Origin of the sequence: Duganella sp. S19_KUP01_CR8, from assembly GCF_036688705.1 — a bacterium.
Lineage (GTDB): Bacteria > Pseudomonadota > Gammaproteobacteria > Burkholderiales > Burkholderiaceae_D > Rugamonas.
The window spans coordinates 147,067-164,212 of sequence record NZ_JAQQPR010000013.1 but is presented as its reverse complement, the minus strand read 5'-3'; the positions used below and the strand labels follow the sequence as shown (position 1 = coordinate 164,212).

9 protein-coding genes are annotated in these 17,146 nt (G+C 69.0%); 2 read left to right on the top strand and 7 right to left on the bottom strand.

From position 1 onward, the window contains the following. The first annotated feature begins 79 nt into the window (after positions 1–79). Entirely contained in the window at positions 80–565 is a 486-nt protein-coding gene (locus tag V6M89_RS15115) for an asparaginase domain-containing protein (RefSeq protein WP_116993814.1), read from the top strand. Positions 566–573: 8 nt separating this feature from the next. On the opposite strand, the gene V6M89_RS15110 is transcribed toward V6M89_RS15115, so the two are convergent. The 4 genes from V6M89_RS15110 to dinB all read right to left on the bottom strand — a co-directional run bounded on the left by V6M89_RS15110 (position 574) and on the right by dinB (position 14,119). Then, entirely contained in the window at positions 574–3,783 is a 3,210-nt protein-coding gene (locus V6M89_RS15110; protein WP_332853930.1) for a hypothetical protein, read from the bottom strand. Positions 3,784–3,936: 153 nt separating this feature from the next. After that, positions 3,937–11,712, bottom strand: coding sequence for a hypothetical protein (locus tag V6M89_RS15105; RefSeq protein WP_332853929.1), 7,776 nt, complete (start codon positions 11,710–11,712; stop codon positions 3,937–3,939). 173 nt (positions 11,713–11,885) lie between these two features. After that, positions 11,886–12,782, bottom strand: a complete 897-nt coding sequence (locus V6M89_RS15100; protein WP_332853928.1) for a recombination-associated protein RdgC — start codon at positions 12,780–12,782, stop codon at positions 11,886–11,888. A 185-nt stretch (positions 12,783–12,967) separates the two neighbouring features. Next, positions 12,968–14,119: a DNA polymerase IV gene (gene dinB, locus V6M89_RS15095; protein ID WP_332853927.1), complete on the bottom strand. Its 1,152-nt coding sequence runs from the start codon at positions 14,117–14,119 to the stop codon at positions 12,968–12,970. 122 nt (positions 14,120–14,241) lie between these two features. On the opposite strand from dinB, the gene V6M89_RS15090 reads away from it, so the two are divergent. Next, a complete protein-coding gene (locus tag V6M89_RS15090) occupies positions 14,242–15,075 on the top strand; it encodes a substrate-binding periplasmic protein (protein WP_332853926.1) in 834 nt (277 codons plus the stop codon). Here V6M89_RS15090 and V6M89_RS15085 read toward each other — a convergent pair. From V6M89_RS15085 to V6M89_RS15075, 3 genes are read right to left on the bottom strand one after another with little or no spacing between them, the layout of a single operon-like run. Beyond that, entirely contained in the window at positions 15,072–15,896 is an 825-nt protein-coding gene (locus tag V6M89_RS15085) for a helix-turn-helix domain-containing protein (protein ID WP_332853925.1), read from the bottom strand. The genes V6M89_RS15090 and V6M89_RS15085 overlap by 4 nt on opposite strands. Then, complete coding sequence (locus tag V6M89_RS15080) at positions 15,893–16,729, bottom strand: alpha/beta fold hydrolase (protein WP_332853924.1); 837 nt, start codon at positions 16,727–16,729, stop codon at positions 15,893–15,895. The genes V6M89_RS15085 and V6M89_RS15080 overlap by 4 nt, the downstream gene beginning before the upstream one ends. Positions 16,730–16,767: 38 nt before the next feature. Beyond that, the gene (locus V6M89_RS15075; RefSeq protein WP_332853923.1) at positions 16,768–17,124 is read right to left on the bottom strand and encodes a nuclear transport factor 2 family protein; all 357 of its coding nucleotides are present in this window, start codon (positions 17,122–17,124) and stop codon (positions 16,768–16,770) included. Between the last annotated feature and the right edge of the window lie 22 nt (positions 17,125–17,146).

Genomic DNA, 17,146 nt, shown 5'->3' with positions numbered 1-17,146 from the left:
GACGGACTCTTTTCGCGTTCTTGGGCGCTGGCGGTTTGGGTTATGATGCAGATCATTTTAATCTGCCTGAGCTTTCATCATGACCCTGCGCATCCTCGCCACCGGCGGCACCTTCGACAAACACTACAACGAACTGAACGGCACCCTCGGCTTCGCCGACAGCCATGTGCCGGCGCTGCTGGCGCGCTGCCGCCTGACGGTGGACGTGGCGCTGGAACAGTTGCCGCTGATGGATTCGCTGGACATGGTGGACGCCGACCGCGAGCGCATCCTGGCCTCGTGCCGCGCCGCCAGCGAGAAGGCGATCGTCATCATCCACGGCACCGACACCATGCCGCAGACCGCCGCCGTGCTGGGGCCGGCCGGCCTGGGCCAGACCATCGTGCTGACCGGCGCCATGATCCCTTACGCGATCGAAAATTCCGACGCGATGTTCAACCTGGGCTTTGCCGCCGGCGTGGCGCAGACCCTGCCGCCGGGCGTGTATGTGGCCATGAACGGCAAGATCTTCGCGTGGGATAACGTGCAGAAAAATAAAGCGGCTGGAGTGTTCCAGCCGCTGTAACAGCTCGCTTACTTGCGCGGGGGCGCCAGCAAGTCCTTCGTCTCCGGCAACAAGGTAGTCAAGCGCAAGCCATCCGGCGCGGCCAGCATGCCGGCCGCCTCCTTCAGCCCGCCCGGCATCGCCAACGACGACTGCCCGCCAGCCACCGGCTGGCCGGCCTCGCTGAAGGCCGCCAGCGCCTCCACCATGCCGCCCACCTTGATCCGCAAGGACTGGCCGCCCTGCGCCGTCAGGTGCGGCAGCTTGGCCGCCGCCAGCGCCGCCAGCTGCGCCGTGCTCAGGCCGGCCGTCTGCGCGGTCGTGAACACCACCGCCTGCGCCGTCGTCAGCGCGCTGATCTGCGTGGTCGACAGCACCGCCAGCTGCGCGCTGCCCAGGGCCAGCAGGTCGCGCGTCTCGATCGCCGCCAGGTCGTCCGAACCCAGCGCCGCCAGCAGCGGCTTGCTCAGCGCCGCCACCTGGCTCGACGTCAGCGCCACCATCTGATCCGTGGTCAGCACATCGCCGCCGGCGATATGCGCGGTCGGCAGCGCCGCGATCTGGCGCTGCGACAAGGCGGCGATCTGCCCGGTGCCGAAGGCTTGCAACTGTTCCGGCAGCAGCTGGGCGATGGCGGCCGTGCTCAGGCCGCCGACCGCCGCCGTGGTCAGCGCGGCCAGGCCGTCGCTGCCCAGGCCGCGCAACTGCGAAGCCGCCAGCGCCGCCACTTGCGCCGCGCTCAGGGCGCCCACCTGCGTGGTCGACCAGGCCGCCAGTTGGGTGGTGTTCAGGCTGGCGATCACCTGCGACGACAACGCCGCCAGCTGGCCGGTGCGGATGGCGGCCACTTCATCGGCGGTCAGGGCCTGGTACTGGCGCGAGCTGAGCACGCCGAACTGGGTTACCGTCAGCCCCGCGAACTGTTCCAGGCTCAGACCGGCGAGCGCGGCGGTGGTCAGCGCCGCCACCTGGCGCCCGGCCAGCGCGCCGATCTGGCGGCTGGTCAGGGCCGCCAGCGTGGCCGGCGACAGGCCGGCGATCACCGACGTGTTCAGCGCCGCCAGGTCGCTCAGTTGCAGATTGGCCACCACCTCGGCCGACAGCGCGGCGAACTGGGTGCTGCTCAGCATGGAGGCCTGGCCACCGGTCAGCGCGTTGATCTGGTCGCTGCTCATGGCTTGCAACTGGTCGGTGCGCAGGCCTACGATGGCGCCGACCCGCAGCGCGGCGATTTCCGCCGTCTGCATCTGCGCCATCACGTCGTTGGACAGGGCGGCGATGTGCTGGCTGCCCAGGCCGGACGCCTGGGCGGTGGTCAGCCCCAGGATCTGTTCGCTGCTCAGCACCGCCAGCTGCGCGGTGCGCAAGCCGTAGATCGCCGCAGCGCTCAACGCCGCGAAGTCCTGCGATTCCAGCGCCGCCACCGCCTCCAGCGACAGCGCGGCGATCTGCAGGCCGCTCAGCGTGGCCGCCTGCGCCGTGCTCAGCGCGATGGCCTGCTCGACCGTCATGCCGGCCAGCGCGGCCGCCTTCAGCTGGGCGATCTGCGCCGTGCCGAGGTAGCCGATCTGGTGTTCCGCGCCGCCCAGCACGGCAAACTGCGCCGAGTTCAGGCCGCCAAACACCGTTGCCGGCAGGGCCGCCAGCGCGGTGGGCGACAGCGCCGCCAGGTTGGCGGTCGACAGGCCGGCCGCCGATGCCGGGTTCAGCTTGGCGATCTGCGCCGTGCTCAAGGCCTGGAATTGTTCGATGCTCAGCGCGTTCAGGCTGGCCGAGCCGAGCGCCGTGACCTGGCGCGGCGTCAGCGCCGCGATGCGCTCCGGGTCCAGCAGCGCCAGCAGGCGGGTCGACAGGCCGGCGATCGCGTTCAGGCCCAGCGCGGCCAGGTCGGCCGTCTCGATCACCGCGAAGGCGTCGCTGTTGAGCGCATTGACCTGGCTGCTCGACAGCATGGCCACCTGCGCCGTGTTCAGCGCGGCGAATTGCTCGCCGTTCAGCGCGGCGATCTGGCGCGTCTTGAGGCCGGCGATGGCGGCCGCCTTCAAGGCCGCCAGGTCGCTGCCGTCGAGCACGCTGATGGCCTGGGTCGACAAGCTGCCCAGCTGCATCGCGCTCAGCGCGGCGGCCTGGGCGCTGGTCAGCTGCGACGCCTGCTGCGCCGTCAGGCCGGACAGCGCGCCGCTGCTCAAGGCCGCCACCTGCGCGGTCGAGAACAGGCCGAAATCGCCGTCGCCGCTGGCGCCCAGCGCGGCCAGCTGGGCCGAATTCAAGGCCGCCATCACCGCCACCCGCAGCGCGGCCAGATTGGCGCCGTCCAGCGCCACGATGTCGTCGGTCGACAGCACGGCGAACTGGCGCGCGGTCAGGGCGTTCAGCTGGGCGCTGCTCAGCGCATGCAACTGGGCCGCTTGCAGCGCGTGGATTTGCGCCGTGCTGAACGCGCCGATCACCGCCGCGCCCAGCGCCTGGATGCGCTCGGCATCGAACGCCTGGATCTGGCCGCTACCCAGCGCCGCCACCTGCCGGCTTTGCAGCGCGTGCAGCTGGTCCAGGCTCAGGGCCATCAGCTGCGCCACGCTCAGCACGCCGATCTGGCGCGAGTTCAGCGCCGCGATGTCGGCCGTTTCGATGGCCGCCAGTTCGGTGGCGCTCAGCTGCTTCAACAGCGCCGTGCTCAGCGACGTCATCTGCTGGGTGGAAAACGCCGCGATCTGCTCGGCGCTGAACATGTCTTCGCCCTCGCGGCGCAGCAGCGGCAGCGCGGCCACCTGGCCGGCCTTGAGCGCGGCGATCTGGCCGGTGCCCAGCGCATGCACCTGCTCCGGTTGCAGGTTGGCGATCAGCGCGACCGACAGCATATTGACCTGTCTGGTGCCCATGGCCGCCAGCGCCTCGGGCGACAGCCCGCTGATGCCCTTGGCGCTGAGCAATCCGGCCTGCCCCGCCGTCAGCACCGCCAGTTGTTCCGGCGTCAGCGCCGCCATGAAGGCGGTCGATTGCGAGACCTGGTTCAGCGAATAGCTGCGCAAGGCCGCGAAGTCCTCCGGCTGCAGGGCGCTGACGCTGGCCGCCGGCAACGCCGCCAGCTGCGGACCGGTCAGTGTGTTGGCTTGCGCCGTGGTCATCGCCGCGATGTACTCCAGGCCCAGGTGGGCCATGTCGGCGGTGGTGAGCCGGCTGATCAGACGGGTGCCGCCGGCGGCAAACTGCGCCGGGGTCAGGCTGCTGTCGAAGGTCATGGTATTTCCTTTTTGATGAAGTGGTAGCGTGCGTGAGTAGAGGGAAAAGGAAAGATTAAGGATTTGCTATTCTCATGGGCAAAAAAAACCGCCGGCACCGAACGCGATCTTGAGCGCGTTCAGGCTGGCGGTTTTTTTGGAACGGAAAGCCGGCTAGTTGGGCGCCGCCAGCAGACCGTGTCCTGTGGCCGTCTGCAAGGCTTTCAGCCGCAGCGTGTCGCTGTCCACCTGTCCGCCGGCGGTGTTCCGGCCGAGGTCATGGAACTGTTGCAGCACCTCCGCCATGCGCGCCGCGCTGGCCGCCAGGGCGCCGGCCGGCTTGCCGCCGTCGAAGTCCAGGCTGGCCTGCGGCGCCTGCCGCGCGCCGGCGTCGAATGCGGACAAGGCTTGCGCCATGCCGCTGACCTGGGCGCTCAAGCCCTGCTGGAACCAGACGTCGGCGGCCGCGTGCTGCTGGCCGTCGGTGCTGGTGTAGCTGGAGGTCAGGCCGATGATGTTGCCATGATCGACGGCGCCGCCCAGCTGCACATCCAGGTTCAGGCTGGTGATGCGCAGTGCCGCCAGCGTCTTCAGCTCGCCGGCCTGGCTGACGCCGTCGGCATTGGCGTCGACCCACACGCGCAAGTCGTTGTAGCCGGCGTCGAGCGCGCTGACCATGCCGTCATGGTTGCTGTCGAGTTCGGCCAGCGCCTGGTAGCCGTTGGCGGCGGTGCCGCCGGCGGCCAGCCGGGTGGCCGAACCGAACAGCTCGCTGCCGTCGTCGATGCTGCCGTTGTGATTGCGGTCCAGCGCCAGCAAGCCGTCGCCCGGTCCCACCCAGCCGGTGGCGCGTTGCTCGCCGCTGGCCGCCAGGTCGAACTTGACGCCGGCCTCCAGCCCCAGCGTGCGGATGCCGTTGCCGTCCAGGTCCAGCACCAGCGGCGTGACGAACGGCATGGCGCTCAACTGGGCCGTGCTGAAGGCATCCTTCTGGCTCTGGCTCAGGCCGTTGAACTGGGCCGACGACATGGCGTGGGTCTGCGTGGTGGTCAGCGCCGACAGCTGGGCGGTCTGCATGCCCTGCATCTGGGTCGGCGACAAGGCGACGATCTGGCGCGTGCTCAGGCCGCGGATGTCGCGCGTTTCGATGGCGGCCAGGTTGGCCGCCGTCAGGTCGGCGATCAGCGCGGTGCTCATCGCCCCCAGCTGGGCCGACGACAGCGCCACCATCTGGGCGGCGCTGAACTGGTCGGCGCCGGAAGCGCTCGGCAGCAGCGCCGCGATCTGCGCCAGGCTGAGCGCGCTGATCTGGTCGGTGCCCAGCGCCAGCAACTGGTCGTCATGCAGGGCGCGGATCGCGGCCGTGCCCAGCGCCGCGAGGTCGGCCGTTTCAATGGTCGCCAGCGCCAAGGCCTGGATCTGCACCACCGCCGCCGAACTCAGCGCGGCGAACTGCGCCGTGGTCAAGGCGCGCAGCTGGGCGGTGCTCATCGCCGCCAGCAGGTTGCCTTCGCGCGCGGCGGCGTTCAGCAGCAGCGGATTGATCGCCGCCACGTCGGCCGTGCTCAGCGCCGCCACCTGGCTGGCGCCCAGGATGCTCAGCTGGGTGCTGTTGAGCGCGGCCACCTGGCCGGTGCTCAGCGCCGCCAGCTGGACGTTGGTCAGGGCCAGCACCTGCTGCGTCTTGAGGCCGGCGATGGCCGAGGTCTTCAGTACCGCCACGTCCGCCGTTTCCATCGCCGCGATCACCGTCAGCTGCAAGGCGCCCAGCTGGGCGCTGCTCAGCGTTGCGACCTGGGCGGTGGTCAGGGCCGCGACCTGCGCCGCGCTCAAGCCCTGCAGGGCGGCGCTGCGCAAGGCGGCGATCTGCGCCGTGCTCAGCACGGAGATCAGTTGCGCCGCGCTGCCCAGCGGATCGGAACCGAGCACCGTCATTTGCGCCGATGTCAGGCCGGCCAAGGCCGCCGTGCTCAAGGCGGCCAGGTTGGCGGTGCTGATGGCGGCCACGTCTTCCACCGACAGGCGCGCCAGCTGCTGCGACCGCAGCGCGCCGATCTGCATCGAGCTGAAACCGTAGATCTGTTGCGTGCCCAGTCCGTCGAGCTGGGCGCTGCGCAGCGACGCCACCTGGGCCGACGTCAGGCCGGCCAGTTGCGACGAACCCAGGCTGCCGAAGTCGGCGCCCGACAGGCCGCCCAGCGCATTGGTGCTCAGCGCGGCAAGGTCGGCGCTTTCCAGGCCCAGCAGCGCCGTGGCGCTCAAGGCCGCCACCTGGGCGCTGTTCAGCACGGCGGCCTGGGCGGTCGTCAGGGCCGCCAGCTGGCTGCTGCCCAGCAGCGCTGCCTGGGCCGTCTTGAGGCCGGCGATCGCGGAGGTGCGCAACGCCGCGATATCTTGCGTGGACAGCACCGCCAGCAGCGCCGGCGCCAGTGCCGCCAGCTGCGCGCTGCTCAGCGCCGCCGCCTGGCTGTCGCTCATGGCTTGCATTTGTTCCGAGGTCAAGCCCTGCATGGCGGCGGTGCCGAAGGCCGCCACCTGCGCCGAGGTCAGCGCGCTGAAGTGGCTGGCGAAGCCGGCCAGGTCCTGGCCCAGCACCGCCATCTGCTCCGGCCGCAGGCTGGCGATCGCCGCCGTGCTGAAGGCGCTCAGGTGGGTGTTGTCGAACGCGACGATATCCGTGGTCGACAGGCCGGCCATCTGGCGCGAGCCGAGCGCGCCGATTTGCGCCAGCGCCAGCCCGGCCAGCTGGGCGCTGCCAAGGGCGGCGACCTGCTGGCTCAGCAGCGCCGCGATCTGGCGCGTGCTCAGGCTGTTGAGTTGGTTCTGGGTCAGGCTGGCCAGCAACGATTCCCCGAGTCCGGCGATTGCTTGCGGACTCAGCGCGGCCAGGTTGGTGGTGGACAGGCCGACCACCATCTGGCTGCTCAGGGCGCCGATCTGCGCGCTGCTCAGCGCGCCGAACTGCGTGGTCGTCAGCGCGCCCAGCTGGGCGCTGCTGAGCGCCGCCAGTTGTGCGCTGCCGAGGCCGGCGATGACGGTGTTTTTCAGCGCGGCCAGGTCGGCCGTCTCGAGCGCGGCGATCTGCCGGGTCGACAGTGCGGCCACCTGCTGGCTGAGCAGCGCCGCCGCCTGCGCCGTGCTGAGCGCGGCGATCTGGCGCGTGCCCAGGCCGGCCAGGGCCGCGCTGCGCAAGGCAACGATCTGGGCCGTCGTCAACACGTCGATATGGCTGACGCCGCCGGCGTCGGTGCCCAGCACCGACAATTGGTCGGAACTGAGGGCGGCGATGGTCGCCGTCTTCAGCGCGGCCAGGTCATCCCCTTCCAGCGCGGCGATCTGCGCCAGGGTCAGCGCGGCGATCTGGCGGCTGCTGAGCGCCGCCGCCTGGCCGGTGGTCAGGGCGACCAGCTGCGCGCTGCCCAGGCCCTGCAAGGCGGCCGTGCTCAGCGCGGCGATCTGCGCGCTGCGCAGCGAGGCGAACTGGGCGCTGGCGAGGCCGGCGCCCAGCGCGGCCAGTTGCGCCGAACTGAGCGCGGCGATCGCGGCCGTGCTCAGGCCCGGCAGCGAGCGGCTGTCGAGCGCGGCCAGGTCGGTGGTCGACAGGCCGGCGATCTGGCGCGAGCCGAACGCGCCCAGCTGCGACGAGCTGAAGGCCAGGATCTGGTCGGTGCCGAGCGCGGCGACCTGGTCGCTGCCCAGCGCCGCCACCTGCTGCGATTTCAAGGCCGCCAGCTGCGACGGCGTCAGTTGCGAGATCACCCGCGTGGTCAAGCCGCTGATGGCGGCGGTGGTCAGCGCCGACAGGTTGGCGGTCGACAGGCCCAGCAGGGTGTCGCTGGACAAGGCGCCCAGTTGCGCGCTGTTGAAGGCGGCCAGCTGCTGGGTGGTCAGCGCGGTCAGCTGCGCGGCGGTCAGCGCCCGCACCTGGTCGGTCGTCAGGCCGGTCAGCGCGGCCGCGCGCAAGGCCGCCACATCGGCCGCGTCGAACGCGGCGATGTCGCTGGTGCCGAGCGCGGCCAGCTGGGCGCTGCTCAGCGCGGCCGCCTGGGCCGTGCTGAGGGCGACGATCTGGCGCGTGCTCAGGCCGCTGATGGCGGCGCTGCGCAGCGCGGCGATCTGCTGCGTGGACAGCAGGTCGATATGGCTGGCGCCGGCGGCGTCGTTGCCCAGTTGGGCCAGCTGGGCCGCGGTCAGCACCGCCAGCGCGGCGGTCTTCAGGCCGATCAGCGCGGCCGGATCCAACGCGTCGACGGCGCTCGCCGACAACGCGCTGATCTGGCGCGAACCGAAGGCGCCCAGTTGCGCCGAAGTCAGCGCGGCCAGTTGCAGCGCGCTCAGGCCGACCAGCTGGTCGGTGCTGAGGGCGGCGATCTGGCGCGTGCTCAACGCCGCCACCTGGGCCGTGCTCAGGCCCAGCAGCGCGCTGACCGGCAGGGAGGCGATCACCGCCGTGCTCAACGCGCCGACATCATTGGTCTGCAAGCCGGCGATGGCCGACGACGACAGCGCCAGCATCTGGCTGCTGTTCAGCGCGGCGACCTGGGCGCTGGTCAGCGCGGTCACCTGGTCGCTGTTGAAGGCGGCCACTTGCTGGGCGCTCAGGCCGGTCAGCGCATTGGTCTTGAGCGCGGCCAGGTCGGCCGTTTCCAGCGCGGCGATGTCATTGGTGGAGAAGGCGGCCAGCTGGCTGCTGCTCAGCACGGCGGCCTGCGCGGTGCTCAGCGCCACCACCTGGCTGGTGCTCAGGCCGGCCAGGCCGGCGGCCCGCAGCGCGGCGATCTGCGCCGTGCCCAGCGTGCCGAACAGGACGCCGGACGGATCGTTGGCCAGCGCGGCCAGCTGGTCGGAGCGCAGCGCGGCCAGCGCCGAGGTGCTCAAGGTGCGCGCGGCGATGACGCTCAAGGCGGCCACGTCGGCGCTCGACAAGCCGGCGATGTTGCGCGAACTCAGGCCCAGCACCTGCGGCACGCCCAGGCCGGCGACCTGCGCCGTGTGCAGGGCCGCCAACTGGTCGCTGGACAGCACGGCAAACTGCTGCGAGGTCAGGCTGGACAATTGCATCACGCTCAGGTTGCCGACCGCCGACGGGCTCAGCGCCGCGATATAGGCGGTGCCGAAGGCGGCCATATTGGCGCTGGAGAAGCCGGCGATGGTGTCGGACGACAATGCGCTCAGCTGCGATGCGTTCAGGGTCAGGAATTGCGCCATGGTCAGCGCGGCCAGCTGGCTGCTCGATAGCGCGGCCACCTGGGCCGAGGTCAGGCCGGGGATGGCGGCGGTGCGGAGCGCGGCCAGGTCCAGCGGTTCCATGGCGGCGATCGCCTGTGTGCTCAACGCGCGCAGCTGGCTGCTGCCCAGCGCGGCGACCTGGGTGGCGGTCAGCGACACGGTTTCGGCGGTGGTCAGGCCGGCCAGCGCGGCGCTGCGCAGCGCGGCGATCTGCGCCGTGGTCAGCAGCTGCACCATGCCGATGCCGCCGTCGGCGGCGCCCAGCACGGCCAGCTGGTCGGAATTCAGTGCGGCGATCGCGGCGGTGCGCAGCGACGACAGGGTGGCCGAGCCGAGGCCGGCGATCTCGCCGGTCGACAGGCTGCCGACCTGCAGCGAACTGAGCGCGCCAACCTGGGTGGCGCTCAGGCTGTGGATTTGCGTGCTGCTGAGCGCGTTCAACTGCGCGCTGGTCAGCGCGGCGATCTGGCGCGTGCCCAAGCCCGCCAGTTGCGCGGTGCTCAGGCCGGCGAAGCTGGCGGTGTCGAGCGCGCCGAGCGCGCCAGGGTTCAGCGCGGCCAGGTCATCGGTATCTAGTCCGCTCAGGCCGTAGGTGCTCAGCGCGTCGAACTGCTTGCTGCTCAGCGCGGCGATCTGGGTGGTGGTCAGGGCGCGTACTTGCGAGCTGCTCAATGCGGCGACCTGCTGGGTCGTCAGCGCCGCGATGGCGCTAGTTTTCAGGGCCTGCACGTCCGCCGTGATGAACCAGGAGATTTGATCCGTGGACAGGCTGCTCAATTGCGCCCCGCTCAGCGCGGCGGCCTGTGCGGTGGTGAGCAGCTGTGGAAACAGGCCGGCCAGCGCTGCCGGACGCAGTGCCGCGATCTGCGCCGTGGTGAGCGCGCCAAAGTCACCGCCGGCCGACACCAGGCCAATCAGCTGCCCCGACGACATGGCGGCGATCGTGGCCGTGCTCATGGCCGCGCCACTGGTCGGATAGAAAAACAGCGCACCCATATCGCCGGTCGACATCGCCGCAAGCTGCGCCGCAGTGAGGACGCGGATCTGTGCCGTGCTGAAGCCGCCAACCTGATCGGTGGACAAGGCAGCGATCTGCGCCGTGGTGAGCGCGGCGAACTGGCGGGTGCTCAAGTTGTTGAGCTGGGTCGTGGTCAACAGAGCAATCACGGACGGGCTCAGCGAAGCAATAGCGCCCGGATTCATGGCGAGCAGATCGGCTGTAGGCAGGGCGGCGATCGCGTCGCTGGACAGCACGCCGATTTGCTTGCTGCTGAGCGCGGCAAACTGTGCGGGGGTCAACGCGCGCAACTGCGCGCTGCCCAGCGCCGCCATCTGCTGCGTGGTCAAGCCGGCGATGGCGGCGGTCTTGAGCGCCGCCAAATCGGCCGTGCCGAGCGCGGCGATCAACGCCGTCGACAGGCTGCCCAGCTGCGCGCTGCTCAGCGCCGCCGCCTGGGTGGTCGACAGATTGGCGATCTGCGCGGTGTTCATGCCGGCCAGCGTGGCCGTGCGCAGCGCGGCGATCTGCGCCGTGCTCAGCAAGTTGAAATCCGTATTGGCCAGCTGCGCAAACTGGTCCGACGACAGCGCCGCCATGAACGCGCTGCTCAAGCCGCTCAGCGAGAAGTGCAGCGTGGCGATATCCGCCGTCGACAGGCCGGCCACCTGGGTGGAACCGAAGCCGGCGATCTGCCTCGTGTCCAGCAGGCGGATCTGGTCGGAATTGAGTCCCGCCACCTGGTTGCTGCTCAGCAGGCTCATCTGGCGCGAGCCAAAGCCGGCCAATTGTTCGGTGCGCAGGCTGGCCAGCAGGTCGGTGCTCAGCGCCGGCAGCAGGGTCAGCTTGAGCGCGGCCAGGTCGCCGCTTTCCAGCCCGGCCAAAGCGTCGGTGGACAAGGCCGCCAGCTGGGCGCTGTTCAAGGCGGCGAAATCGCCGGTGGTGAAGGCGGTCAACTGGGCCTCGCCCAGCGCGGCCACCTGGCGCGTCGACAGCGCGGCGATGGCGGCGGTTTTCAGCGCGGCGACATCGGCCGTCTCCATGCCGGCCATGGCGGCGGTGGACAAGGCGTTCAGTTGCGCGCCGCTCAGCGCGGCGGCCTGCGCGGTGCTCAGCGCCACCACCTGGTTCAAGCTCAGCGCAGTCAACTGCGCGCTGGTCAGCGCGGCGATGCCACGCGTCCCCAGCGCGGCGATGCCTTGCGTGCCGATGGCCAGCATTTCGTCGGCCGACAGCGTCACCAATTGGCGCGTGCTCAACGCGGCCAACTGGCCGGTGCTCATCAGGGCCACCTGGTCGGACGACAGGCTGGCGATATTGGCGGTGCTCAAGGCGGCCAGGTCGGCCGTTTCAAACGCGGCGATCGCCTGGGTGCTCAGGCTGGTGAAGGCCTTGGTGCCCAAGGCGGCCACCTGGGCGGTGGTCAGCGCGACGATCTGGGCGCTGGTCAGCGCGCCCATGAAGCCGGACGGCACGGCGCCGACGGCGTTCAGGGTGGCGGGCTTGATGGCGACCAGGTCCTGCGTGGTCAACACCGCGACACTGCCGGTGGCCAGGAAGGACAGCTGGTAGCTGGTCATGACGGACACGTGATCGGTGCGCAGGGCCGGCACCTGGAGCGTGCTCAACGCCGCGATATCCTCGCTGGTCCAGGTCAAGACATCCTGGGTGGTCAGGATGTTGGCGATCTGGTCAGTGGTGATAATGGGGACGAAGGTGCTCATCGCGAGTTCCTAATTTGATAACATCTTCCACTATAGCAGAAATCGCGCTAATTTCTACAGAGCAACGAAATTATTTTCCCGGTTTTTTATCAAAAGTTACATGAAAAATGCCGCAAAATCAAAGACTTTGCGGCATTCTTAACCAACAGACAACGGCTTTTGTTGCGATGCGATCAAGCCTTGGCTTCGCCGCCCAGCGCTTCCACCACGTCGGCCATCAGCTTGGCCAATTCGCCGCTCATCAGCATGAAATCGCCGTCGAAACGTTCGTCGTCGTTCTTGGTGCTCGATTCCTTTTCGGCGATCACGTCCAGCGGCTTGATGCCCTTGATCGCCAGCGATTCGGTCAGCACGAAGGAGATCTTGCTGTCCCAGGTCATGGCCAGGCGGGTGCACTGCTTGCCGGCCGCGATGTGGCGGCGCACTTCGTCCGCTTCCAGCGTGTGGCGCACATAGCGCACGGCAGCCTTGCTCTCGCCGGTGGCGCGCAGTTCGGTATCCATGTCGACCGTGAAGCCGGCCGGCGCATCGTCCGCTTGCAGCCATTCGGTCATCACGCCGACCGGCGAGCGCTGCACGCGCAGGCTTTCCAGCGGCAGCTTGTCGACCGCCTTGAGCAGCAGCTTGATCACTTCGTCGGCCTTGGCCGGGCTGGCGGCGTCGACCACCAGCCAGCCGTTGACCGGATCGATCCAGGTCCAGACGTTGCTGCGGATCGAGAAGGCGCGCGGCAGCAGTTCGTCGGCCACGCGTTCCTTCAGTTCCTTCATCGCCTTCTTGCCCGGAGCGAAGCCCTGGGCTTCTTCCATTTCGGCGGCGCGCGCCTTGGCGACCTGGTTGATGACGGTGTTCGGCAGCAGCTTCTTCTCGGTGCCCAGCAGGATCAGCATTTGCTTGTTGACGACGTGCACCAGGCCGCCGTTCGGACGCGGCGTGTCCCAACCCTGGCGCAGCAGCTCATTACTGCTTGCCGGGACGAAGGAGTGGGAGGCCAGTGCTGCTTCCAGTTGTTCGGGAGTGTAGGCCCAAGGGGCCGGCAGACGGTAAATCTGTAGATTCTTGAACCACATGTGTTGAGCCTTGTTTCAGTAATGCCAGGGGAGCGCCATTTTACACGGTGATGGCGGCGCCGGACCGAATCTGTTGCGTGACTAAGAAGTTGTTTCAAAATGAGCGCAGCTAGGCGTGGCGCCGAAGACAGTGCGATTGCACGGCGAGGCGCCACAACGACGCTGCGGTCTTTTTGAAACAACTTCTAGGCGAACAATTCGCCTTGCAAGGGCAACGCCGCCTGCGGGCCGGAGCCGGGCGGCTCCAGCGTGCTGGCGCGCACGCCCAGCAGGCGCAGCCGGCGTTGCAGCGGCACCCGCTTCAGGCACTCGCGCGCGGCGTGCAGGATGCCGGTGGTGTCGGCCACCGGCTGCGGCAGGGTGACGTTGCGGCTGACGATCTGGAAATCGTCGAAGCGCAGCTTGATGCTGATGGTGCGGCTGACGTAGCCCTTGCGCTTGAGGTCGTCCGCCAGCCGGGCGCACAGCTGGGTCAGGATGCCGGACAGGGTGTCGCGGTCTTGGCGCGCGTGCAGGTCGCGCTCGAAGGTGGTTTCGCGGCTGATCGACTTGCTCTCGGAGCTGGTCGAGATCTCGCGGTGGTCGACGCCGTGCGAGGCCTCGGCCAGCCAGGCCGCGTAGTGGGCGCCGAAATGGTCTTGCAACAAGCCGGCGTCGGCCGCCGCCAGCTGGCCGATGGTCTCTATGCCCAGCGCCGCCAGCTTCTCGGTGGCCTTGGGGCCGATGCCGTTGATCTTGCGCACGCCCAGCGGCCAGATGCGCGCCGGGATGTCGTCGTAGCCGAGGATGGTCAGGCCGTTGGGTTTTTCCAGGTCCGAGCAGATCTTCGACAGCAGCTTGTTGGGCGTGATGCCGATCGAGCACGACAGCCCGGTGGCGTCGCGCACGGCCTGCTTGATGCGCTGCGCCAGCTCGCGCGTCTCACCTTCGACATGGGTCAGGTCGATATAGATTTCATCGATGCCGCGGTCTTCGAAATCCGGCGCGATGGCGGCCACGGCGTTCTTGAACAGCCGCGAACAATGGCGGTAGGCGTCGAAGTTGACCGGCAACAGGATCGCGTCCGGCGCCAGCTTGGCCGCCTTCATCATGCCCATGGCCGAGCCGACGCCGAGCGCGCGCGCCTCGTAGGTGGCGGTGGTGATGACGCCGCGTCCCACATAGTCGCGCAGGCGCGAGAAGGTGTGGGTGCCGTCCGCCTGCGCCACCGGCTGGGCGTCGCGGCCGCCGCCGATGACCACCGGCAGGCCGCGCAGCTCGGGATAGCGCAACAGCTCGACGGACGCATAAAACGCGTCCATGTCGAGGTGGGCAATGCGGCGCTGGTCTTCAGCCATGGTGCGGGTAAAATTACTGTGAATACATACAGTATCTACGGAAATCATTCCCGCCGCAAGACCCCACCTTTTGCCGGGGCCTGGTGTTACACTTTGGAAACTATCTGTTTCCTCCTGACGACATGTCCAAGCGCCCGAGCACCGTCTTGCTGAGCCTGCTGCTGTCCGCCGCGCCCGCGGCGTGGGCGGCGGACGCCGCCTGCGCGCCGGCGCGGGCCGGCCTGAGCGACCTGGGCTACTCGTCCTACCGCGACGGCGCCGCCATCCGCGGCATCACGGCCGACGTGCTGGAGGCGGTGCGCAAGCGCAGCGGCTGCACCTTCGAGCTGGAGTGGTATCCGCACGGCCGGCTGTATGCGCAATTCTTCAACGGCCAGCTGGACCTGACCGGCGCCTCGCTGCGCACCGCCGAGCGCGACCGCCATGGCGTGTGGCTGCCCTACACCTACACCCATTTCGAGCTGCTGCTGCTCAACAAGAGCGCGGGCAAGTTCCGCAGCCTGGAGGAGTTTGTCGAGCGCAGCACGGCGCGCCTGAACGTCACGCGCGGCATTTCGTATTCCGCCGCGACGATGGTGCAGATGGAGCGGCTGCAAAAGCTGGGGCGGCTGGAATACGTCAACGACTACGGCGTGGTGTTCCGCAAGATCCTGGCCGGGCGGGCCGAAGGCACGCTGGCGCCGCCGGCCATCCACGTGCTGCACCAGCGCCAGTTTCACATGCTGGGCAAGATGACGGCCACGCCGTTCGCCGAATCGCCGCGCGCGCTGGTGGGCATGTATGTGTCGAACAAGGTGGCGGCGCCGACGCTGCGCCGCTACACCGAGGCGCTGCGCGCCGTCATCGCCGACGGCGAGGTGCAGAAAATCTACGAGCGCTATCTGGGCGAGGAGATCGCCCGCCAGATCTTCGGCGGCGGCGTGCGCGAGATCCTGGACGCCTTGCCGGACAGCTAGCAATGATGGGCGCGGAACCACGCCGCGCTGGCCTCGTCGGCCGGGAAAAACGATTCGATCCTCAGCTCGTGCACGGTGACGTCGTGCGGCGTGCCCAGGGTGGCGATGGTGGTGAACAGGTTCAGTTCGACGCCGTCCTTGCGCAGCGTCATCGGCAGGAAGGGCAAGGCGCGGCGGTCCAGGTTCGGAGTGCGCGACATGCCGGCGATGCCTGGCAGCGCCAGCAACTCGCCCAGCAGCAGGGTCGCTTCGCTGCCGGGGCCGTCGCTCATGGCTTCGCGCTGTATCCAGTGCAGCAGGTCGGCGCTGACTTCCTCCCAGTTGCGCAGGTACTGGCGCACGCCGTGCGGATCCAGCATCAGCTTGAGCACGTTGACCGAGCCGTCGGTGGGGATCGCCGCGTCATCCGGCATGCCCAGCAGCCAGCGCATCATGCCGGCCGCCGGCGCGTTGGCCAGCGCCAGGTTCCACAGGCGGTCCACCACCAGCGCCGGATACGGCGCCTGCTGCGCCAGCATGAAATCCAGCGCCTGGCGCACCGCGCCCAGCTCGGGATCGGACAGCTTGCGCTCCTGGTAGGCCGGCGCGAAGCCGGCCGCCAGCAGCATGACGTTGCGCTGTCGCAGAGGGATTTCCAGCACCATGCCCAGCTTGAGTATCAAGTCCTTGCTGGGCTGCGAGCGGCCGCTTTCCAGGAAGCTGATGTGGCGCTGCGAAATCTCGCTCTCGGTCGACAGGCGCAGCTGGCTGTAGCCGCGCTTGCCGCGCCAGTACTTCAGCGCGGTAGCGAAGTCGCTGAAATAGTCGGCCGCGCCGTTCATGCCGGCGCCACGTCGAGGAAGTCCAGCAGGTCGGCGTTGACCCGCTCCAGGTGGGTGACAAACATGCCGTGTGGCGCGCCTTCGTAACGGTGCAGGCGCACGTCCGGGATTAGCGCCGCGCTCGGCGCGGCGGTCAGGGCGTATGGCGCGCTGACGTCGGCATCGCCGGCGATCAGCAGCACCGGGCGGTCGATGCGCGGCAGTTCGGGACGGAAATCGGCGCCGTCCAGCGCGCGGTTGCATTCCGTCAGCGCTTGCAGCGAGGCGCCCAGCGCCAGCTGGCGCAGCCAGTTGGCGATCGCCGGCGAGGTGTCGGGCGTCAGGAACGGCGGCAGGTTGTCGTCCACCCACTGCGGGAAGTCGCGCGCCAGCTGCTGGTTGCGGAAGTAGTCCAGCAGGGCGGGAGCTATGCCGTCGGGGTTGCTGTCGTCCTGGGTGATCATCGGCGTCATCGTGCCCAGCAGCGCAATCCGGGCCACGCGGGCGCTGCCGTGGCGGCTCAGGTAGCGGACGATTTCGTTGCAGCCCATCGAGTGGCCGACCAGCGTCACACGGCGCAGGTCCAGCGCCTCGATGACGGCGGCCAGGTCGTCGGCCAAGGTGTCGAAATCGTAGCCGCGCCCCGGATCGCTGGAGCGGCCGTGGCCGCGCCGGTCAAAGGCGATGCAGCGCAGGCCGCGCTGCGACAAGGCCAGCATCTGGTATTGCCACATGTCCGACGGCAGCGACCAGCCGGCCACGAACAGCACCGGCGCGCCATCGCCCCAGTCGCGGTAGAACAGGTCGACGCCGTCGTCGGTGCGGATAAATCCTGGTGCGCTCAGTACAGGCATGATGATCTCCTTGAAGGGCAATAATAGCTCGATTGCAATCAGGCGGCGTTCAGGAAGCCGGTGACGCGGGTCAGGCGGCCGTCGTCGCCGAGTTCGGCGACATCGGTGCCGTGCGCCACCGGCGCGCTGCCGGGCACGGCCAGCGTCCACGAGAAGCGCACCACGTGGTTGTGGCCGTCCGGCGTGCCGTCCAGTTCGAAGCGGAAACCGGGGAACTGGCTTTGCGCGCCGGCGATCATGGCGTCGATGCCGTCGTGGCCGGCGCCGCGCATCATCGGGTCGAGGTAGCTGGCGTCCAGCGCGAAGGCGCGCGCCACCAGCGCGCGGCGGGCGGCGGCGTCGCGTTCGTTCCAGACAGCCAGGTATAGCGTAGCGATGTGGGATGGGGTGCTCATGCTGATCTCCTTGAGTAGGTTA